This is a genomic window from Marinobacter flavimaris (assembly GCF_002933295.1).
Classification (GTDB): domain Bacteria; phylum Pseudomonadota; class Gammaproteobacteria; order Pseudomonadales; family Oleiphilaceae; genus Marinobacter; species Marinobacter flavimaris.
This window is the reverse complement of sequence record NZ_PSSW01000005.1, coordinates 282,663-303,136: the sequence shown is the minus strand read 5'-3', so window position 1 is coordinate 303,136 and position 20,474 is coordinate 282,663. Positions and strand designations below refer to the sequence as shown.

The window sequence follows — 20,474 nt, the reverse complement described above, 5'->3', positions numbered from 1 at the left end:
GCCCCGGTCTTCTCAGCCGTTCCTCGCCTGCCACCATCGCGTCAGTGGCGTGATAATGGCCACCAGTAGCGCACCTGCCAGCACACCGAACAGGCCATTGGCCACCGTTGGCACGAGCACACCAGCCACACCACTGAAACCCTCGGCAAAGTGATGAATAGCGTCGTATACCGGCGTCAGTCCGTGGGTAAGAATGCCACCACCCACCAGAAACATCGCCAGAGTGCCCAGGATGGAGAGTGTCTTCATCAGATAGGGGGCCAGCCAGAGAATGCCTGAACCCAATTGCTGGAGCACCGGGTTCTCTTGCTGACTGAGGTAGAGGCCGCCGTCGTCCAGCTTTACGATCCCAGCCACCAGGCCGTAAACAAAGACTGTGATCATAATCGCCACCACCGCCAGCACCATGAACTGCATGCCGATGGTCTGGGTCGTTACCGTTCCGAGGGTAATGGCAATGATTTCGGCAGACAGAATGAAGTCGGTGCGGATGGCGCCCTTGATCTTGTCTTTCTCGATCGCCCGCAAGTCGACGTCCGGGCTCTTGAGGGCTTCACGCAGCTCGCCCTTGCGCTTCTGGTCCTGCTCCTGGTGCAAAAACTTGTGCACCAGTTTCTCAAAGCCCTCAAAACACAGAAAGGCACCGCCGAGCATCAGCAGAGGCGTTACCAGCCAGGGCATGAAAAAACTGATCGCAAGGGCCGCCGGCACCAGGATGGCCTTGTTGATCATGGAGCCGCGGGCAACCGCGAGGACCACTGGCAGTTCCCGGGCAGGCTTTACACCGGTCACCTGCTGGGCGTTGAGCGCCAGATCATCCCCCAGAACACCTGCGGTTTTCTTGGTGGCGGCTTTTGTCATCAGGGCAACATCGTCCAGAACGGTGGCGATGTCATCGATCAGAACCAGAAGGCTGCTTCCTGCCATTGGACAATTCCTTTTTTATTCAGCCGTTAAGCCCCATGGCCTCGGCAGCTATACGATTTTTCACCGGCCCCATCTGGTTGAGCCAGCGCAGGCCGGTATTTCGCAGCCAGCGGACCGGCAGCTCCTCACGGCCGAACAGCTGCTTGAAGCCCTCCATGGCGGCCATCATGGCGAGATTCTCGCCTTTCCGGCGGCGCTGATAGCGCGCCAGAACCAGCTCATTGGCTGGACTCAGGCCCGCCTTTTTGGCTCGCGAAAGCTCATCGAGCAGAGCCCGTACATCTCCGTAGCCAAGGTTGGCACCCTGTCCCGCCAGCGGATGGATGGTATGGGCCGCATCGCCGACGAGGGCAAAACCGGGGGCAATGTAGTCCTTCGCGTGGCGCTGTCGAAGCGGAAAGGCGAAGCGGCCGGAAATGGACTCCACCGATCCCAGCTCGCGCTCAATCGCACGCTCAAGTTCAGCGGCAAAGTCGGTGTCGTCCAAAGCCATCAGACGCCGCGCTTCCCCGGTATCCTGGGACCAGACAATGGAACAGAAATGCTCATCTCCGGACTCTGGCAGCAAGGGCAAAAACGCCAGCGGCCCGGTCGTCGAAAATCGCTGCCACGCGGTGAAACGGTGGCTCTGGCTGGTTTTCACCGTGCATACGATTGCCTGCTGGTCGTAGTCCCACTCACGCGTTGGCAGGCCAACCCAGTGGCGCAGACGGGAATTGGCACCGTCACACCCTACCAGTAGCCCCGCCGACAGGGATCGACCATCCTCCAGCTCAACCGTATAAGTTCCAGACAACCGTTTACAGCCAGTAATCCTCGCGCCATCAATCAGTTCGACCGGACTTTGTTCCAGGGCCCTGAACAGTGATCGCACGATGCTGCGGTTCTCGACAATCGTTCCGAGAGCCCGCGCCTGAAGCTCGGCGGCCTCGAACTGTATACGCCCCGTGCCGTCGCCATCCCAGACCGTCATGGTCTGGTAAGGACAGTGCCGACCGGCGGTCACCTCGGACCAGACTCCGAGTTGCTCCAGCAATTGCTGGCTCGCCACCGAAATGGCACTGACCCGTGGTTCAAAATCGGCAACGGTGGTGGCGGAGTCCGGCGCCTCAACCAGAGACTCATGGCCGGAACCTTCCACCAGCCCCACATGCCAACCCTGTCGTGACAGCCCGAGAGCCAGGGCGGAACCGATCATGCCACCGCCAGCCACAAGAATATCGAACGTTTGCGCCTCACTCATTAGCCGGCGCCTCCCGGTTCAGGTTTCCGGGCCGTTCAATCACGGCCCTGCGGCCGCCCAGGCCCATGGCCTTGCGGGCAAACCAGCGTTTTGCCCCAGGCAACAGATCAAGACCCACCAGGCCGGCATCGCGGGCCGCCGCAACCGGCAGCATGGAATGCCCGAACAAACGAACAAGCGAATCGGAGAAGCGCACCGTCTGTTGCCAGTCTTCCCGATGCAGAGCCTGGTAGCGCTTCAGGACCTCGAGATCGCCAATCGACCTGCCATGCTCTTCAGCCAGGCGGAACTGTTCGACCAGCGTCATGAGCCCTCTCAGCGCGAGATTGAAGCCCTGCCCGGCGACCGGATGCAGGGCATGGGCCGCATTGCCCACCAGGGCAACCCCAGGGCGTACCGGCTCGTCCACCGTCGTCAGGGTCAGCGGGTAATGGTGACAGGCGCCGATGCGGGTAAACCGGCCCAGACGCCAGCCAAACCGGTCCTGAAGCCAACGGCATTTCTCGTCGTCGGGCAGCGCCAGAACCTGCTGCAGAACCTCATCGGATAGCGTCCAGACCAGTGCCGATTGATGTCCGGCTCTGGTCGGTGATCCATGGGGCAAGAGAGCCATGGGACCGGCATCGGTAAATCGTTCAAAGGCAGTGAATCCGTGGCTGTCACTGGTAGAGACATTTGCGATCAGTGCGTTCTGGCCGTAGCTGTGACGATCCGGCCGGAACCCGAGCCTTTCCCGCAGACCGGAACGACCGCCATCTGCAACGACGAGGCAACGGGCCTTCAGTTCCGCGGTCTCTTCACCTTCTTCTGAGAGCTGAACACGGACGCCGCCGGGAATGGGCGTCATGTCCGTTACTTCTGCCGGCGCCCGCCACTGGACGTTGGTATCCAGAAGCTCACGCATCAGACACAGCCCCATCCAGCGATTGTCAGCCACGTACCCGAGCGCCGCCTGGCCATGCTCGGCAGCATGCAACCGTGTGGCGCCGAAATGGCCCCGATCTGAAACATGGATATGTTCGATGGGTGTGGCATGTTCGGCCAGCCTTTGCCACAGCCCCAGCTCCTCAAAGATTAACCGGGAGCCCCACGCCAGTGCGGTTGAACGGGCATCGTAACTCGGCTGGTAACTCTCCGGCAGGGCGTCGGGCGAGAGCGGGAAGGCCTCGACCACGGTCACGCGCAGTGACGGCACCATCCGTGCCAGCGCCAGAGCCAGGGTCGCTCCGGCGAGGCCACCGCCGGCAATGATCAGATCGGTATCAGGCTTGGTCACAGGCTGTCAGTCCGCCATCAGGGCTTCGATTTCGGCAATGGTTTTCGGCACTGCTTCGGTCAGGACCCGGCAGCCGTCTTTGGTCACCACCACATCGTCTTCGATGCGTATGCCAATGCCGCGCCATTTCTCATCCACGTCGGTGTTATCCGGCGCAATGTACAGGCCTGGCTCGACGGTCAGGGCCATGCCGGGTTCCAGCTGGCGCCAGGCGTCACCGACCTTGTAATCGCCGACGTCGTGTACATCCAGCCCCAGCCAGTGGCCGGTTCGGTGCATGAAAAAGGGCTTGTAGGTTTCGTTGGCAATGGCATCTTCCAGGGTGCCGGACAACAGCCCCAGATCAATCAGGCCCTGGGTCAGTACTTCCAGCGCAGCCTCATGGGGCCGGTTCCAGTGATTTTGAGGCGAGACCGCCTCGATGGCCCGATACTGCGCCGCCAGCACCACCTCGTAGAGGGCCCGCTGTTCATTACTGAACTTTCCACTGACCGGGAAGGTGCGCGTGATGTCGGAGGCGTAGCACTGGTATTCACAGCCGGCATCGATCAGCACCAGATCGCCGTCCTTCAGCGGCGCACTGTTCTCGATGTAATGCAGGATGCAGCCATTGGCGCCCCCGCCCACGATGGAGGGATAGGCCGTAGACCGTGCGCCATGCTCCATGAAGGTGTGGATAAGCTCGGCCTCGAGGTTGTATTCGAAGCCGCCCTTGCGGGCCCGTTTCATGGCCCGGCAATGGGCCTCGGCACTGATCTGGCCGGCCTTGGCCATGATCTTGATCTCATTGGCGCTCTTGTATAGCCGCAGGTCATGAAGCAGGTGCTCGAGGGCTACGAACTCGCCCGGCGGGTGGGCGCCACTGCGAACCTTGCTGCGAATCATCTTCACCCAGTCCATGACACGGGCGTCAAAATGATCATCCTTGCCGAGGGGATAATACACCCGGCTGCGACCCTCGATCATGCCCGGCAGGATATCGTCGATGTCTGCAATCGGAAACGCATCGTCCAGGCCGTAGCGTTCGATGGCGCCTTCCGGGCCAACCAGGAAACCGTCCCAGAGCTCCTTCTGCGGATTGCGCTCTTTGCAGAACAGTACCGATTCCCCGTGTTCACGGCCCGGAATCAGCGCCAGGACGGCCTCCGGCTCACCAAAACCGGACAGGTAATGAAAATCGCTGTCCTGGCGGAACGGATGCAGCACGTCCCGATTACGAACGCGCTCCGGGGCGGCCGGAATAATCGCAATGCTGTCTGGCGCCATACGCTCCATCAGCTTGCGACGGCGCTCGGCAAACTCCTTTACGGGAATCATGGAGTTCATAGTCTCTCCTGCAATCAGGACCCGGCTCAGTGCAGGGTCGGCGAATCAGACTTCGGTGGTTCAGGGGCGTTGAATTCAGTGAACACGGCGAGCGCCCCCAGCCGGATGTATTCGGTAATCTCCAGCAACTGCTGCTCGCTTTCGTCGTCCGCTTCTTCCTCTTCGGATAGCTGGCTGATGGCCACCATATCCTCGATCAGCTCCCGGATCTCGTCCGGCGCCTGGCCGAGTGACTCGCCGGCTGACAGTGCCATACCCTCGAGAAATCCCCGCACCCAGGAAACCAGGGCTTCCAGCCGCTGCTCAATGGCATAGTCGTCATCCGGCAATAAAGGATGGAAACTCATGTCTGCTGATTTCAAGAGCTCGAGGGTCTGTTCATAGGCTTTGTTCATGAACGGAGCGAGATCATCGGACTCTTCGGCCGCGTTCTCGGCCAGCCCCATGTGTTCACACACCATCGCCAGCCACTCCGGCTCTTCGATACGCGATCCGGCCGCCAGGCGACCACAGAGCGCGCCGTGCAATTCGGATGGGTGGCTGAATGCCTTGTGAGCTGTAAAAACGTTGGCCCAGCGCTCGAATTCTGCGGCGCGGGCAGCACCGGAAGTGTCGGTTTCTGACATGAAACAGGCGGATCCTGTGTTAATGGATTAGAGGTCTATCCTAGCATTCAGGCGGTGCCAAGGCACTGCCTGTTGATTTTTATCCGGCAAGCGAACAATATGTTATAACGTATCATTTTTGCCGAGAGATAAAGCCATGTCCTTACGAGCCAAAACCTGCTTCTTCCTGGCTGGCGCCGCTATTGCAAGCGCTGGCCCTGCGTTTGCCAGCGACAATCCAGGTGCTCACCAGCACGGTCATGCCGAACTACAACTGGCCATCGAGGGAGAGCAGATTGATCTCCTGTTCACATCGCCGGCCTACAACCTGCTGGGGTTCGAGCATCGTGCCCGTTCGGACGACCAGAAAGCACTGGTTAACGACGTAACCAACTGGCTTGGACAGACCCCCCTTGCGAACACCAGTGAGGGGGGCTGCACCGTCATGAATGCGGTAGTGCATCATCAGGCAGGTGGCGATGATCACGGACACAGTCATGGGCATGACCATGATCACCAGGACGAATCATCCCACTCGGATTTCGAAGTCACCCAGACCCTGAGCTGTCCGGGCCTGAGCTCATCCCAGGCGCTTGCAACACCCATTACAACCCGGTTTTCCGGAATAGAGCATCTCGGCGTTCAGTGGGTATGGCCAGAAGGTCAGGGATCAGCCCGTCTGGGCCACGGACAAAGCACGTTTGAACTCCGCAGCCAATGACAGCGTCTATTCTTCGTACGGCTCAACCCCGGTTGCGACCATAGAATAGGAAGACGTGCCGATGTCGTTTTCGGTGCGATCAATGACCAGCTCGCCTTCGATCCACACCGGATCGTACAGGGCTTCGAGCGTGAAACCTTCCTTGTACTTGACGTGAATGATCTGATTGGGGGGCGGTGGCGGCACATGAATACAGGCGCCGTAGTAGGGCACCAGGAAGAACTCCAGGATGCGCATGTCCTCGGTTGTCTTGAGGGGCACCACGAAGCCGGGAATGCGGCCTTCAACATTGCCCATTTCCGGCACAACCCGACCGGTCATGATCTCGTCCGGCAGCAGCGGCGGGCCATCGCCCTCGTGCTCAATCTCTGGCATATTCTCCAGCAGCGCCAGATCCTCGGCGGGCATCAGTTCAAGCCAGTCGATTTCCCGGGTTTCAGTCCGGCCTGTTGATGGAAGTACACACACCAGGGTAAGCGCGATGAAAAAAGGCAGCGCAAAGCGCGAACGTGCCGGGGCAGACATCATTGGACCAAAGACTCCTGAGATTACTATCCGGAAACCGCCATCATACACCGGGCCGACGGCAACCAACATGACCAGCAAGACAGACTCAGCCAGCAACAGTTCCCGAAGCACAGAAACTGCGATGGAAGTCAGCGGGCTCGGCTTTTCCTGGGATCCTGTCCAGCCCCGCCTCAGCTTTCCGGACATCATACTGAAACGCGGCGAACACCTTTTCCTGCACGGCCCGAGCGGCAGTGGCAAAAGCACGCTGCTCAGCCTGTTGGCAGGCATGCTTCGGCCGGCCTCTGGCACTGTCCGCGTACTCGGAACCGATATCCACCGGCTCGGTGCCGGCGCCCGCGACCAGTTCCGGGCCGACCACATGGGCGTGATCTTCCAGCAGTTCAATCTGGTGCCCTACCTGAGCACACGAGCCAACGTCACCCTGCCCTGCGGACTTTCTGAACTGCGCAGAGAGCGCACCGAACCGACCGTCGAAGACGAGGCTGAGAGATTGCTTGCCGCCCTGTCCATCCCCGCGGACCACTGGCAGAGGAAAGTCACCAGGCTAAGTATTGGCCAGCAGCAACGTATCGCAGCCGCCCGGGCGCTGATTGGCGCGCCCGGCCTGATTCTCGCGGACGAGCCGACTTCCGCACTGGATGCCGACAACCGGGACCGGTTCCTGGAACTGCTTCTAACTCTTGCGCACCGGCACAGCACCTCGGTTCTGTTCGTCAGTCACGACCAGTCCCTGGCCCGCCATTTCGATAATCAGCTGGAACTGCAGGGTGACCGGACATGAAAGCACGCCTGGCCCTGACACTCGCCCTGGCCAGCCTCTGGCACCGGAAAAAAGTACTGGCCCTGGTGTGCCTGACCCTGACCCTGAGCGTTTCCCTGTTGCTGGGCATCCAATACCTCCGCACGGAGGTCAAACAGTCCTTCACCAGCACCATCAGCGGTACAGACCTGATCATCGGCGCCCGAAGTGGCCAGTTGAACCTGCTGTTGTACACCGTGTTTCATATTGGCGATGCCACCAACAACATTCGCTGGTCGACCTATCAGGGCCTGAAACAGGATAACCGCCTGGCCTGGCTGATTCCGATTTCCCTGGGAGACAGCTACCGGGGTAATCGTGTGGTCGCCACAGATGAGAACTTTTTCAAGCACTTCCGCTACGGCCGCGACCTGCCCCTTGAACTGGATGAAGGCCAGTGGTTTGAAGGCGTCTTTGATGTAGTGTTGGGTGCCGGCGTTGCCCGCTCGCTGGCGCATCAGGTGGGCGAGCCGATCGTGCTATCCCATGGCGGTGGACGCACCAGTTTCTCCAACCACGAAGACACGCCGTTTACCGTCACCGGCATACTGGCGCCCACTGGCACGCCGGTGGACCAGGCCGTGTATATCAGCCTGGATGGCATGGAGGCCATGCACGTAGGCTGGGAATCCGGGGTCGCCATCCCCGGACGGACAATCACACCGGAGCAGGCAAAGGGCCGAGATTTCACACCCGATGCCATTACCGCCGTATTCGTTGGTATCGACCGGCAAATCCTGACCTTCCGCATACAGCGGGAAATCAACCAGTTTGCCGGCGAGCCGCTCTCGGCCATACTTCCGGGAGTAGCCCTCAGTGAACTCTGGCGGCTGATGGGCCAGTTTGAGCGAGCACTACTGGGCATAACCGGTTTTGTCGTGGTAACCAGCCTGATCGGACTGATTGCCGTACTTCTGACCCTCCAGAGCCAGCGGGCCCATGAAATTGCGGTGCTGCGGGCAACCGGTGCCTCTCCGGCGCTGATTGCCTCACTTTACATCCTCGAGTGCGTGGCTCTTGCCCTTGCCGCCTGCGTGATGGCTTTGGCCCTTGGCATGGCGGGCCTTGCACTGGCGAGCCCATGGTTACTGGCCAACTATGGCCTGCAGATTGAGCTTCGCCCATTAACGCCCGAGGAATGGACGTTAATGGCCCTGGTTCCGGTTGCCGCCTTCACCGTGGCGCTGATACCCGCCTTCAACACATGGCGCCAGAGCCGCCGGCTGGGCTTTGGCGAGGCAGCAGATCAGTGATGGGCATCACGCAGGGAACGCAATGACAAGCCTGTAAATTGACCGACTTAGCGTCCACACTTATAGTTGAGCTTAATATCATAAAACCACTGCTGGGCACGTCATGGAACAGTCCGAAGTACAGGCATTAGCGGACAAGCTGGACAGGCTGATTGAACGCTGTCAGAAACTTGAGCGGGACAACGCCACATTGCGGGAACTGCAGGACGACTGGAACCGGGAACGGGCCCAGCTGGTGCAGAAGAACGATCACGCGAAGCACAAGATCGAAGCCATGATCAGCCGCCTTAGGGCCCTGGAGCATCACTGATGGCACAGCAATCCACCACGGTTGAGGTGAAAATCCTCGACAAGGAATACCTGGTCGCCTGCCCCGAGGAAGAACAGGAGGCACTGCTGCGTGCCGCCCGGCATCTGGACAACAAAATGCGGGAAATCCGCGCCGGCGGCAAGGTTTTTGGTACCGAGCGCATTGCTGTAATGGCCGCTCTCAACATAACCCACGAACTGCTCGAGCGCGACACCATGTCCGATGCCACCAGCACCTTGCTGCGAGCCATGGACAACAAACTGGACGGAGCGCTGGGTGATGGCTCCGGTCGTTAAATCCCCGGAGAATCTCAGACAGGTGTTGCAATCGGCCCCGACACTGCCCGTATAATGAGAACAACTTCCTGGGCTGTTCGGGATAGTCGGATACGTCCTCGAGCCGATGCGCACTACCCAGGTGGCTACTTCAGGGCATTGTGAGCACGTCCCCGACAGGGGAAAGCCTAATATGTCACAGCGGCCACCGACCTTGAACTTTGGGTTCAAGGGCCACATCCGATAACGGCAGCCCGGGAAGCTTTATTTTGAGCCAGTTTATCGAGCCTCAACCGTTCCAGTCCCACCCTGATACCCTGTCGCGCAGTGAACTTCGCAAACGCCTGCGGCAGAATCGTCGCGACCTGAGCGCTGAAAAACAGCAACAGGCCGCCGAGCACCTGGCCCTCAATCTGCTGAAGAATCCAGACCTGCACCGGGCCCGGCACATTGCCATTTATCTGCCCAACGACGGCGAAATTGACCCCCACGTATACCTGGACATCGCCCGGCGCAAGGGCATCCGCTTCTACCTGCCGGTACTCCATCCGATTCATGAAGGCAGGCTGGTGTTCAGCCCCTACTACGATGGCGTGGAACTCACCGCCAACCGGTTTGGCATTCCCGAGCCAGGGTTCAGCAAAGGCCTGCGGCGCCCGGCCTGGGCACTGGATGCAGTACTGTTTCCGTTAGTGGGGTTTGACGAACAGGGCGGAAGACTGGGGATGGGAGGAGGCTTTTACGACAGAACGTTTGCCTTCAGCCGGATACGGCCAAGGCTGGCGCCGAAGCTGATTGGCCTGGCCCACGATTTCCAGAAAGTTAAGAAGCTGCCAATAGAGCCCTGGGACGTGCCCCTTCACAGCGTAGTGACCGATAAGCGACGTTACCGGTTCAGCGGCTGATTCATGACTTGAACGGAGCCAACCAGATTGGCCGCTCGTGCGTCTTTATCTTCGGAGGCGTGGATGGATGTGAAACCAGTAATCACAAGGCCGATGGCAAAAATCAGCACAATGGCTTTGATGATGTCAGGCTTGCCGCCCATGGCTTCAGTTCCTCAAAATGCGGTTTTAAAAGTGTCGGGAAATCAGATAGCTATTCTTGACTTCAAGAATCAGAAGAAAGACTAACACCTATCTGTACTTTTACAATTTTTCACAGATTAAAATTCAGTAAGCTTTGCATTCGGGGACCGGCCAGGGTCTGGCAGGGCTTTCCAAAACACGCTGTGGATACATCCCTGTACGCTTGGCTCCGCCCCTCAGCGCTTTTTGCTCCTGCGTCGCGCTGAGGGTCCTGGGAAGGCCATCCATGGCCTACCCGTGAAGCGCTTTCGCGCTCCACCCATGGCTCCGCACAGTTTTGGAAAGCTCTACCAGACCCTGACCTACTCTACGTTAGCTCGATCGTGCATTTCCTTGCCCGAGAAACAACTGATAGGCCTCATTATCCGTCATGTTTTCATAGCGAAAGCCGACCTTATCCAGCATTTTCTCGAAATCCTGCACCTCATCGTCGTCCACCTGGGCGCCCAGCAGAACACGGCTGTAGGCTGCACCGTGGTTGCGGTAGTGGAACATGGAGATATTCCAGCGGGTACCAAGAGACATCAGGAACTTCAGCAACGCCCCCGGACGCTCCGGGAACTCGAACTGGAACACCTTTTCGTTGGTGATGGTCGGCGCGTGGCCGCCCACCATGTGACGGATGTGCTGCTTGGCCAGATCGCTGTCGGTTAAATCGACCACCGAGTATCCGCTCTCCCGAAGATCCTGAACCAGATCCTCGCGGCCGTGACCACCCGCGGCAATCTGGATGCCAACGAAAATCGTGGCATTGGTAGCATCGGCGTAGCGGTAATTGAACTCGGTGATGCTGCGCTTGTGCAGGGCGTTGATGAAGGTCTTGAACGCGCCCGGTTTCTCCGGAATGGTCACCGCCAGGATGGCCTCGCGTTTCTCGCCCACTTCCGTGCGTTCGGAGATGTAGCGCAGACGGTCGAAGTTCATGTTGGCACCGCTCAGGGTGGCAATCAGGTTCTCGCCCTCGACTTTCTCGCGCTCGATGTATTTCTTGATGCCGGCCACACCCAGGGCACCGGCCGGCTCGGCAATGGAGCGGGTATCCTCGAACACATCCTTGATGGCCGCGCAGATTTCGTCGGTGGATACGGTGATCACCTCGTCCACGTGGTCCTTGCAGATCTCCCAGGGGTACTTACCAATCTGCTTGACTGCCACACCATCAGCAAAGATGCCCACTTCATCGAGCACCACGCGTTTGCCCGCTTTCATGGCGGCCTGGAGGCAGTTGGAGTCCTCCGGTTCGACACCAATCACCTTGATCTCGGGGCGCAGATACTTGATGTAAGCGGCCATGCCGGCAATCAGCCCGCCGCCACCAACACAGATGAAGATGGCGTGGATCGGCTTGCTGAACTGCCACATAATTTCCATGGCCACCGTGCCCTGGCCGGCGATCACATCGGGATCATCGTACGGCGGAATGTAGGTGTAGCCGTGCTTTGCGATCAACTCCTGAGCGTGGGCCGCCGCCTCGTCGAAGGCATCGCCCTTGAGAACCACCTTGGCACCGTGATCCCGTACCGAACGCACCTTGATCTCCGGCGTGGTCTGCGGCATCACAATTACCGCCTTGATCCCGAGATTCTTGGCAGCCAGCGCCACACCCTGGGCATGATTTCCGGCCGACGCACAAATGACACCCTTGGCCTTCTGCTCCTCGGAAAGCTGCGCAATCCGGTTATAGGCACCACGAATCTTGAAGGAAAACACCGGCTGAAGGTCTTCACGCTTGAGCAGAATATTGTTGCCAAAGCGCTTGGACAGACTGCGGGCTTCAGTCAGGGGTGTTTCGATGGCCACGTCATAGACGCGCGCATCGAGAATCTTCTTGATGTAGCGTTGCGGCATAGCAGTTCCGGCTTTTGGTCGATGTGTGAGTGATGACTGGCTGAGAAAAACCCACAGTGTAGAAAGTTTGCACGGCAGCCGTCTATAAGCAGAGGGCTCTTAAGCGCTATAATGCCGGCAAAGCCAACCTGATTTGCAGCCGGAGCCAATGATGAACCAGGACGAACTGAAAAAAGCCGTCGCCAAAGCCGCCATTGATTACATTGCTCCTCGTCTTGATAGCGAGAGCGTGATCGGTGTGGGCACTGGTAGCACGGCCAATTTCTTCATCGACATGCTCGCGGAACTCAAGACCGAGTTTGACGGCGCCGTTGCCAGCTCGGAGGCCACCGCCGAGCGTCTGAAAAGCCACGGCATCCCGGTTTACGACCTTAACAGTGCCGGAGAACTGGAGTTCTATGTGGACGGCGCTGACGAAACCAACGACCGCCTGGAACTGATCAAAGGCGGCGGTGCCGCGCTGACCCGGGAAAAAATCGTGGCCGCGGTTGCCAAGACCTTCATCTGCATTGCCGATGACTCCAAGATGGTCGGCGTATTGGGCAAATTCCCGCTTCCGGTCGAAGTCATTCCCATGGCCCGGAGCCATGTTGGCCGGGAAATCGTGAAACTGGGCGGTGATCCGGTCTATCGGGAAGGGGTAGTGACCGACAACGGCAACATTATCATCGACGTCCACAACATGGACATTTCCCAACCGATCCGAGTCGAAGAAAAGCTTAACAACATCGTCGGCGTGGTCACCAATGGCCTGTTCGCCCGCCGCCGCGCTGATCTCCTGCTGCTGGGAACAAAGGACGGCGTGAAAAGCATCTCCAGCGAAGGCGCCTGACCGACTTCTGTCGCTCCTCGATGTCGAAGCTGGCCTTTCGGGCCAGCTTTTTTATTGCCTGAATGAACGAACAACCAAGCGCTTGCTTGGTAATAATATTTAGGCGACACTGCTTCCCATTGATTCCGATCAGGGAGAGCCAGACCGTGTCCGAATACTTCAACGAAACCCATCAGCAGGTCCGCGCGACCGCCCGCAAGTTCATCGAAACCCACGTGTTGCCGCACATCGACGACTGGGAAGAAGCGGGTGAATTTCCCCGGGATCTCTACAAAAAAGCCGGGGATGCAGGTTTGTTGGGCATTGGCTTTCCGGAAGCATTGGGGGGCATCGGAGAGGGCGACATTTTCCTGAAAGTAGCCGTTTCTGAAGAGCTTATGCGCTCCACATCAGGCGGTCTCGTCGCTGGCCTGGGGTCTCTGGATATCGGGCTGCCGCCAGTCGCCAGATGGGCAAAAAAGGACATCCGTGAACAGATCGTGCCGCCGGTGCTGCGGGGCGAAAAAATTGCCGCCCTGGCAGTGACCGAACCCGGCGGAGGTTCCGATGTCGCCAACCTCAAAACCCGGGCCGTCCGCGATGGCGACCATTACATTGTAAACGGCAGCAAAACCTTCATCACCAGCGGCATCCGCGCCGACCACTATACGGTTGCTGTACGCACCGGTGGAGAAGGCCACGGCGGTATCAGCCTGTTGTTGATCGACCGGGACATGCCCGGATTCTCCACCGGCAAGAAACTGCGAAAAATGGGCTGGTGGGCCAGCGATACCGCCGAGCTGTTTTTCGAGGACTGCCGCGTGCCGGCCGACCGCCTGATCGGCGCCGAAAACGCCGGCTTCATCGCCATCATGAGCAATTTCCTGTTCGAGCGTCTCAGCTTGGCCATCATGGCCTACATGACCGCCCAACTGGCCTACGAAGCGGCGCTGGAATACACCCAACAACGCACGGCGTTCGGCCGCAATATCACGGGCTTCCAGGTGACCCGCCACAAGCTTGTGGATATGGCGACCCAGATCGACGTAGCCCGGGAATACACCTACCGCTGCGCCGCCCTGATGCAGGCGGGCAAAAACCCCATCAAGGAAGTGGCGATGGCCAAGAACTTCTCGGTGGATGTCTGCGAAAAGGTCACCCGGGAAGCGGTGCAGCTGTTCGGTGGCATGGGGTATATGCGGGAAACCGTCGTCGAGCGCCTCTATCGGGATGCCAAGATTCTCTCCATCGGCGGCGGCACCACCGAGATCATGAAGGAACTCATTGCCAAGCAGATCAAGCTCTGAGCTGTGGGTTCCGCGTTCGCCCTCTTGTCCTGACCCAGCTTGCTGGGTTTTGGTGGCGGGGCATGTCAGTGGCTGTTCCAAAACACGCTACGAGCACATCCATGTGCGCTTGTTTCGGGCCATCCATGGCCCTCTACAGTTTTGGAACAGCCACTGACACGCCCCGTTCGAACACTTTGCAATCCTCGTGTTGAATATTGCGTTCTTTGTTTCGGGTTTACTTCAACGGTTTTCCTCAAAGGTTCGGGCGGGTATCTGGCGGGGCTTTCCGAAAACGTGGAGCGCCAGGGATGGCGCGACCGAGCCCTACAGGGACGTATTCACGGGCGTTTTTCGGAAAGCCCCGCCAGATAGCCGCGTGCACCCAACTCAACGACCAAGGTTTAGTTTCGAACTGCAGGATACTCCCGTATAATTGCGCCCACTTTTTAACCGCAGTTAAACGTACCTTTAACGTACCAGGAAGGATCGCACATGCAATTCGACAACATCCCCGCAGGCAAGAACCCGCCTGAAGACATCTACGTTGCTATCGAAATCCCGGCCAACAGCTCCCCGGTGAAGTACGAACTGGACAAAGACATGGGCGCCCTGCTGGTAGACCGCTTCATGGCGACCCCCATGTTCTACCCGGCCAACTACGGTTTCATCCCGCACACCCTGGCCGACGACGGTGACCCCCTGGACGTACTGGTTGTAACCCCCTACCCGATCCAGGCCGGTTCCGTGATTCGCTGCCGCCCGGTGGGTGTGCTGAACATGGAAGACGAAGCCGGTGGCGACGCCAAGCTGGTTGCAGTTCCCCATGACAAGCTGACCACCACTTACCATGACGTGAAGGAAATTGACGATCTGCCCGAGCTGCTGCGCGACCAGATCAAGCATTTCTTCGAGAACTACAAGACGCTCGAGCCCGGCAAGTGGGTAAAAGTGCAAGGCTGGGACAACGCCGACGCCGCCAGGAAAGCCATCGTGGATTCCGTTAACGCCTACAAAGGCTAAGCCGGACTCTTCTTGGTTTGATGGCATAAAAAAACCGGGCTTAGCGCCCGGTTTTTTTGTTTCTGGATCGAACTCTCCTGTCATCAGCCCCGGGACAGCAGGTCCCGCATGTCACTGATCGCCGAGTTGGCGCGGGAAAGGTAGGCGGCCATGGTCAGCGAGTGGTTGGCCAGTACGCCAAAGCCGCTGCCATTGAGAATCACCGGGCTCCACATTTCGCCCTGAGCGCCCTCAAGCTCGATGATCACCTGCCGTACGCTGGCCATGGCGTTCTTGTCCTGCAGCACTTTCCGGAAATCCACTTCAATTGCCCGGAAGATGTGCAGAAGCGCCCAGGAGCTGCCGCGGGCCTCATAGAAAACGTCATCAATTTTGGTCCAGGGTGTCTTCACGTCTTCTCCGGTCGCTTCCTCAGCAAGAGGATCACCGGAGTTCATGGTGATCACCGAGTCTGATACCGATGCCTTGCCGACACTCTCACCAAGTGTACGGGACAGACTTCCCAGGCGAGTCTCCAGGTCCGCCAACCAGTTGCTCAGGTTATCCGCTCGGGCGAAAAACTGGGCGTCGGCCTGTTCCGGGCTCGACAGCCGGTCAAGGTAACGCTTCAGAGCGGTAATACCCCGACGGTACTCGGCCTCGGTAGACGGGATTGCCCAGCTCTCGCTGTCGAAATGGAACTGGGGCTCGGCGATCGTCAGATCCCGATCTTCCGCGGACTGACTTTGCGAGCGGCTGATGTCTTTGCGCATGGCGCGCGAAAGATCCCGAAGCTGAACCAGAACGCCGTACTCCCAGTTCGGCATGTTATCCAGCCACAGTCCTGGCGGGAAAATGTCGTTGGAAATATAGCCACCAGGCTTGTCCAGCAGGGTTTCTGCGATACGAATCATGGTGACCGTGGTGGCAAAGCCGGTAATGGGCTCCCTTTCCATCGTGTTGGCCACCGACCTCGTGTGCTCGCGCACCGAGAAGGTGTCCGGCTCGCTGCTCCAGATCATGCCGAGCACCAGCGCCACCAGCAGGTAGACCACAACCAACGCCAGAATCAGTTTGCCAATTACGCCGCTGCCGCCGGCATAATCCTGAACATCGTCTTTCTTGTCCTTGAAGTACTGTCTGATTTTGCCTGGCATATGACTTTTAATCCCCTGTCTGTTGATTGTCAGCGGCAAACGGCCTGCCCAGATGGTAACCCATGGCCCCGTCGATACCCAGTTTACAGAGTACCGAGTATTCCGCGGCAGTTTCCACTCCTGTGGCGAAGACTTTCACGCCACGACTGTGAGCGATGGCCACCACAGACTCAAGGTAGAAGCGGTTATCTTCATGGGTGTCGATATTGTGGATGAAGCTGTTGTCGATACGCAGGGCCTGAAACCTCAGATTTCTCAGGTAACTGAACGGTACGCCTCCCACCCCGAAGCGGTCGACCAGTACCGGAACACCGAGTCGCCCCAACGCCCGGACCAGTAGGCCCACCGCGGTCCGGTGGTGATGGATTGCCTGTTCTGAAATACCGATCCAGAGATTCCTTGCCGGCGAACCAGCCTGCCGCAGCTGGTCCAGCAAATCCGTGCGAAATGCCTCGCTGGCCACGGAGGCATTACCAAGCGAGACCGCCAGCGGCTGATCCGGGCTCTGTTTCAGGCAATCGAGCACCCGCTGGACCAGCAGACGATCAAGTTCCGAGATCAGCCCGAAACGCTCAGCCATTGGTACAAAAGTGCCTGCCTTCAAGGCCCCTTCGGCGGAATCGATCCGGGAAAACACCTGATGATAGACCGGCATGAGCCGGCCCTCGTTCACCATAGGCTGGAGCCACAGCGACAGGGCCTGCCGGCGGATCGCCTGACTGATAATCACCCGCCAGGTTTCGAGGTTGTGATGGCCGTCTTTCTCAGGGTCAGCCAGATGGCAGCCACTCTCGGCCCTGCTCTGGGCAGCGCGCAATGCTTCGTCCGCGGCCGCCATCAGATCCCGGGCACCACGCCCCTCAAGGGTTCTCGCCAGCCCGGCATGAACAGAGGTGTCCATCGGCGAAGCAAGATCTGCATAGACCCCATCGAGGTCCGTGACCAACTGACGACACCAGACACCGGCATCAGCCGGCATCGCACCGGGCAGAAAAATGGCAAATTCGGCGCCCGTTCGGCGCCCGGCAAACGACCCGGCATGCTGCATGACGAATTCGCCAATCCAGGTTGCTACCCTCAGCAGCAACCGGTCGGCCTCGCTCCGGCCATAGGCCTGGTTATATCCCGAAAAGTCGGCCAGTTGAATCAGCATGAGAATTCCGGGTGCCGCCTTTTCCTCGGACTCCACCTCCACCTTCAGGCGCTGGTCGAAGGCACTCCGGCTGGCCAGCCCGGTGACCGAATCCTCGTTGTTTACCCGGCGCAGGTGCTGAATGAGTTTCGCCTGGCCTTCGAAGAGCTGGCCGAGGTCATCCGCCATCCGGTTCATGGCGTCGGTCACCTGATTGATCTCGCGGGTCGACTTGATAGAGACCCGCCTCCTGAAATCCCGCTGCCCGAGGGCCTTTGCCTGATCCTCCAGTGCATGAAGCGGGCGCAGGGTACGACGAAGCAGAAGGAAAACCGCAAACAGTCCAATCCCCCCGATGACGGCAGTACTGGCAGTCAACCCGACGGTGATTCGCCAGAGGTCCTCATAGGCGCGACCGGGATGGCTGATTACCTGCACGGTTCCCAGACGGCTCCAGCCACGGACGACTTCTGCCTCGGCAACTGGCAGCGGAAGATCTGCGAGGTCGCGGAACCAGGCGGGGACAGCCACTTTATTGAGCGTCATGGCCCGACCGGCAACCTGCTCGCCCTGATGATTCAGATAGCTGACTGACAGGTAGCGGCCACTATCAAACACCGCATCAATGAGGGAGGCGGAGGCGACCGGATCGCGGCCGTCGATGGCATTGGACAGGGACAACCCGATGGCCGTGGCCCCGTCACGGGCATGACCTGCCAGCTGATCCGAGACATAGTCCCGGAAATAACCGTAGCTGGTGATAAACACCGCAACCAACAGGGTAACCAGCAGACTTCCGGTCAACACCAGAAGCAGGGTTCGCAATGTGACCGCACCCTGTTGCGTCTGCTTCAGGGGGATGTGCTTCCGTGCCATGGGGAGCTTCTCCGCATTGGCTGTGAGCCAGCCGGCCAGGTGTTTGTGACCTGCACCGCAGAGTTGACAAACATTTACATAGCGCAACCTACGCCGACAACATTAAACACTATAGACTCTGAAAAAGGACTAAGGTTGAAAAATCGTCCACACCGGGAAAGGACGACCAATAATGAAAAAGAGACAGGCCCGAGCAACATGAACGACGAAAGCCAGAAAGAAAAACTCAGGCAGCATTTCGCACGCCGTGTGACAACCCAGGCCCGGGTTGTTCTGGATACCTGGCAGAAAATTCACGAGGACCGGGACAAGGCTTCGGCCCACCGCAACGAGTTCGCCGCGGCTACGGACAAACTGGTGCGCTACGCCCAGCGGTTTGAAATGGACAGCCACGCCCGGGCCGGTCAGACCACGCTGGCGCTGATCAACCAGTGGGAACCCGGATCTGCCCTGAACGAGAGCCTCGAGCGACAACTGCAGGATGCCATCGAGACCTTGTCCCAGAGCACTCTGCGCAGGACCGACCTCAACAGTTCTGAAGCGCCCCACCAATTTCGTCGAACCCCGGTTTACATTGCCCTGGCCAACCAGGAAATGGCAGCCCGCCTGATCCGGCAGCTGGAATTCTTCGGCTTCCGGGCATCCGCTTTTGCCAATGCCGATGAACTGACCGAAGCCTGCGCACTGCACAAGCCGGAAACCATCCTGGTAGACGTCAATTTTGGCGGCTCGCCCAATGCCGGCATTACCACCATCGAACGCCTGCAGGAACGACACGATACGCCGATTCCGATTATTTTCATGAGTGACGAGGACGGTTCTATCGAGACCCGTCTGCAGGCTTCCCGCTGCGGCGGGGAAGAGTTCTTCTACCCTGCTGTCGATCCGGGGCAACTGATCGAAAAGATCGAGACCTACACCCACGGCAACACCGTGGAGCCCTACAAGGTCCTGGTTCTGGATGATTCCCGGGCCCAGGCGAAATATATGGAAACGGTTTTGAAGAAAGCGGGTATGACCGCCCACATCATCACCGACCCGATGCAGATCATCCACGCCCTGGAGGAGTTCTCGCCGGAGATCATCATCCTGGACATGTATATGCCGGGCTGTACGGGCATGGAAATCGCCCGGGTGATCCGCCAGCAGGACCGTTTTCACAGCGTGCCCATCATTTACCTCTCGGCCGAGGAAGACGTGACGAAACAGCTCCATGCCATGAGCCTGGGCGGCGACGACTTCCTGACCAAACCGATCGACCCGAAACACCTGATTGCCACGATCCACAATCGCGGGCGACGCGCCCGCTCGTTGCTGGCCCTGATGATTCGCGACAGCCTGACGGGCCTGTTCAACCACACCCACACCCTCCACCTGCTGGACCAGGAGATCGTGCGGGCGCGCCAGAAACAACAGCCGCTGTGCTTTGCGATGATCGACATCGACTATTTCAAGAAGGTGAACGATACCTTTGGCCACCCGATCGGCGACCGGGTACTGCGCAGCCTGTCGATGTTCCTCAAACAACGCCTGCGCAAGACCGACCACATCGGACGCTACGGTGGTGAGGAATTTGCCATCATCCTGCCCAACACCCGTCCGAGCGATGCCCGGAACGTTCTCAATGAAATCCGGGAGCGATTCTCCGAGTTGCAGCAACCGGCCGGCGACCGGGAATTCAATGTCACCTTCAGTTGTGGCATCGCAGCCTGGGACGACGACACTTCCCAGGCACTGTGCGAGCGGGCCGACCGTGCGCTGTACAGCTCCAAGGAGCTTGGCCGCAACTGCGTAACCCTGGCAGATTCCTGAATCCGGGCCGTGCCGCGGCCCGAATCCCTCCCCCCAGACTTTTCAGACAATTTTCGGTCGGGCATGGCTCAGTCACTGCCCGGCTGCTACCTTTTATGAAACCAACGTCGTATGGAAGTTCGTTCCGCCGTTCACGACAATGATTGTCATCAGCGGAAAGATCCCGTTTCGATTCATTTGCCGGCTTTTTACGACC

20 protein-coding genes and 1 other RNA gene are annotated in these 20,474 nt (G+C 58.9%); 11 read left to right on the top strand and 10 right to left on the bottom strand.

Features of this window, described 5'->3' with window-relative positions; translation table 11 throughout:
• Positions 1 to 12: 12 nt before the first annotated feature.
• Genes MDHKLMBL_RS11730 through MDHKLMBL_RS11710 form a run of 5 tightly spaced genes read right to left on the bottom strand, consistent with a single transcriptional unit; the run spans position 13 to position 5,398 of the window.
• Positions 13 to 927, bottom strand: coding sequence for a DUF808 domain-containing protein (locus MDHKLMBL_RS11730; protein ID WP_104270847.1), 915 nt, complete (start codon positions 925 to 927; stop codon positions 13 to 15).
• A gap of 19 nt (positions 928 to 946) precedes the next feature.
• On the bottom strand, positions 947 to 2,170 hold the full coding sequence (locus MDHKLMBL_RS11725) for an FAD-dependent monooxygenase (protein ID WP_104270846.1): 1,224 nt from the start codon (positions 2,168 to 2,170) through the stop codon (positions 947 to 949).
• Positions 2,163 to 3,446 (bottom strand): 2-octaprenyl-6-methoxyphenyl hydroxylase, encoded by a 1,284-nt coding sequence (gene ubiH / locus MDHKLMBL_RS11720; protein ID WP_104270845.1) that lies wholly within the window; start codon positions 3,444 to 3,446, stop codon positions 2,163 to 2,165. The genes MDHKLMBL_RS11725 and ubiH overlap by 8 nt, the downstream gene beginning before the upstream one ends.
• Positions 3,447 to 3,452: 6 nt before the next feature.
• A complete protein-coding gene (gene pepP / locus MDHKLMBL_RS11715; protein WP_104270844.1) occupies positions 3,453 to 4,772 on the bottom strand; it encodes a Xaa-Pro aminopeptidase in 1,320 nt (439 codons plus the stop codon).
• A 26-nt stretch (positions 4,773 to 4,798) separates the two neighbouring features.
• Positions 4,799 to 5,398: a UPF0149 family protein gene (locus MDHKLMBL_RS11710; protein WP_014578413.1), complete on the bottom strand. Its 600-nt coding sequence runs from the start codon at positions 5,396 to 5,398 to the stop codon at positions 4,799 to 4,801.
• A 136-nt stretch (positions 5,399 to 5,534) separates the two neighbouring features.
• On the opposite strand from MDHKLMBL_RS11710, the gene MDHKLMBL_RS11705 reads away from it, so the two are divergent.
• Positions 5,535 to 6,098 (top strand): ZrgA family zinc uptake protein, encoded by a 564-nt coding sequence (locus MDHKLMBL_RS11705; protein ID WP_104270843.1) that lies wholly within the window; start codon positions 5,535 to 5,537, stop codon positions 6,096 to 6,098.
• A 6-nt stretch (positions 6,099 to 6,104) separates the two neighbouring features.
• On the opposite strand, the gene MDHKLMBL_RS11700 is transcribed toward MDHKLMBL_RS11705, so the two are convergent.
• Positions 6,105 to 6,626, bottom strand: coding sequence for a DUF3299 domain-containing protein (locus MDHKLMBL_RS11700; RefSeq protein ID WP_104270842.1), 522 nt, complete (start codon positions 6,624 to 6,626; stop codon positions 6,105 to 6,107).
• A 67-nt stretch (positions 6,627 to 6,693) separates the two neighbouring features.
• Between MDHKLMBL_RS11700 and MDHKLMBL_RS11695 the strand changes: the two genes are divergently transcribed.
• The 6 genes from MDHKLMBL_RS11695 (at position 6,694) to MDHKLMBL_RS11670 (ending at position 10,171) form a co-directional block, all read left to right on the top strand.
• Positions 6,694 to 7,410: an ABC transporter ATP-binding protein gene (locus MDHKLMBL_RS11695; RefSeq protein WP_104270841.1), complete on the top strand. Its 717-nt coding sequence runs from the start codon at positions 6,694 to 6,696 to the stop codon at positions 7,408 to 7,410.
• Positions 7,407 to 8,681, top strand: a complete 1,275-nt coding sequence (locus MDHKLMBL_RS11690) for an ABC transporter permease (protein WP_104270840.1) — start codon at positions 7,407 to 7,409, stop codon at positions 8,679 to 8,681. Before MDHKLMBL_RS11695 ends, MDHKLMBL_RS11690 begins: the two co-directional genes overlap by 4 nt.
• Positions 8,682 to 8,784: 103 nt before the next feature.
• The gene (locus MDHKLMBL_RS11685; RefSeq protein WP_008170964.1) at positions 8,785 to 8,991 is read left to right on the top strand and encodes a TIGR02449 family protein; all 207 of its coding nucleotides are present in this window, start codon (positions 8,785 to 8,787) and stop codon (positions 8,989 to 8,991) included.
• Positions 8,991 to 9,287 (top strand): cell division protein ZapA, encoded by a 297-nt coding sequence (locus tag MDHKLMBL_RS11680; protein ID WP_008170962.1) that lies wholly within the window; start codon positions 8,991 to 8,993, stop codon positions 9,285 to 9,287. The genes MDHKLMBL_RS11685 and MDHKLMBL_RS11680 overlap by 1 nt, the downstream gene beginning before the upstream one ends.
• A gap of 62 nt (positions 9,288 to 9,349) precedes the next feature.
• A non-coding RNA gene (ssrS, locus tag MDHKLMBL_RS11675) (6S RNA) lies at positions 9,350 to 9,531 on the top strand.
• 4 nt (positions 9,532 to 9,535) lie between these two features.
• A complete protein-coding gene (locus MDHKLMBL_RS11670) occupies positions 9,536 to 10,171 on the top strand; it encodes a 5-formyltetrahydrofolate cyclo-ligase (protein WP_008170954.1) in 636 nt (211 codons plus the stop codon).
• Here the strand turns inward: MDHKLMBL_RS11670 and MDHKLMBL_RS20990 are convergent.
• Together MDHKLMBL_RS20990 and ilvA are read right to left on the bottom strand one after the other, a co-directional pair.
• The gene (locus MDHKLMBL_RS20990) at positions 10,153 to 10,314 is read right to left on the bottom strand and encodes a hypothetical protein (protein WP_008170953.1); all 162 of its coding nucleotides are present in this window, start codon (positions 10,312 to 10,314) and stop codon (positions 10,153 to 10,155) included. The two genes, MDHKLMBL_RS11670 and MDHKLMBL_RS20990, sit on opposite strands and share 19 nt — an antisense overlap.
• Before the next feature lie 352 nt (positions 10,315 to 10,666).
• Positions 10,667 to 12,202, bottom strand: a complete 1,536-nt coding sequence (gene ilvA, locus MDHKLMBL_RS11665) for a threonine ammonia-lyase, biosynthetic (protein ID WP_006169768.1) — start codon at positions 12,200 to 12,202, stop codon at positions 10,667 to 10,669.
• A gap of 151 nt (positions 12,203 to 12,353) precedes the next feature.
• Between ilvA and rpiA the strand changes: the two genes are divergently transcribed.
• The 3 genes from rpiA (at position 12,354) to ppa (ending at position 15,322) form a co-directional block, all read left to right on the top strand.
• A complete protein-coding gene (gene rpiA / locus MDHKLMBL_RS11660) occupies positions 12,354 to 13,034 on the top strand; it encodes a ribose-5-phosphate isomerase RpiA (RefSeq protein WP_053113131.1) in 681 nt (226 codons plus the stop codon).
• 146 nt (positions 13,035 to 13,180) lie between these two features.
• Positions 13,181 to 14,320, top strand: a complete 1,140-nt coding sequence (locus MDHKLMBL_RS11655; RefSeq protein WP_053113132.1) for an acyl-CoA dehydrogenase family protein — start codon at positions 13,181 to 13,183, stop codon at positions 14,318 to 14,320.
• A 474-nt stretch (positions 14,321 to 14,794) separates the two neighbouring features.
• Positions 14,795 to 15,322, top strand: a complete 528-nt coding sequence (gene ppa, locus MDHKLMBL_RS11650) for an inorganic diphosphatase (protein ID WP_008170949.1) — start codon at positions 14,795 to 14,797, stop codon at positions 15,320 to 15,322.
• A gap of 83 nt (positions 15,323 to 15,405) precedes the next feature.
• Here the strand turns inward: ppa and MDHKLMBL_RS11645 are convergent, their stop codons facing one another.
• Both MDHKLMBL_RS11645 and MDHKLMBL_RS11640 read right to left on the bottom strand, forming a co-directional pair.
• Positions 15,406 to 16,458 carry a DUF2333 family protein gene (locus MDHKLMBL_RS11645; protein ID WP_014578424.1) on the bottom strand — a complete coding sequence of 351 codons (1,053 nt, stop codon included), beginning with the start codon at positions 16,456 to 16,458 and terminating at the stop codon, positions 15,406 to 15,408.
• A gap of 7 nt (positions 16,459 to 16,465) precedes the next feature.
• On the bottom strand, positions 16,466 to 18,466 hold the full coding sequence (locus tag MDHKLMBL_RS11640) for a bifunctional diguanylate cyclase/phosphodiesterase (RefSeq protein WP_092030461.1): 2,001 nt from the start codon (positions 18,464 to 18,466) through the stop codon (positions 16,466 to 16,468).
• A 198-nt stretch (positions 18,467 to 18,664) separates the two neighbouring features.
• Here MDHKLMBL_RS11640 and MDHKLMBL_RS11635 point away from each other — a divergent pair, with 198 nt between their 5' ends.
• Complete coding sequence (locus tag MDHKLMBL_RS11635; protein ID WP_008170942.1) at positions 18,665 to 20,278, top strand: diguanylate cyclase; 1,614 nt, start codon at positions 18,665 to 18,667, stop codon at positions 20,276 to 20,278.
• The last annotated feature ends 196 nt before the right edge of the window (positions 20,279 to 20,474 follow it).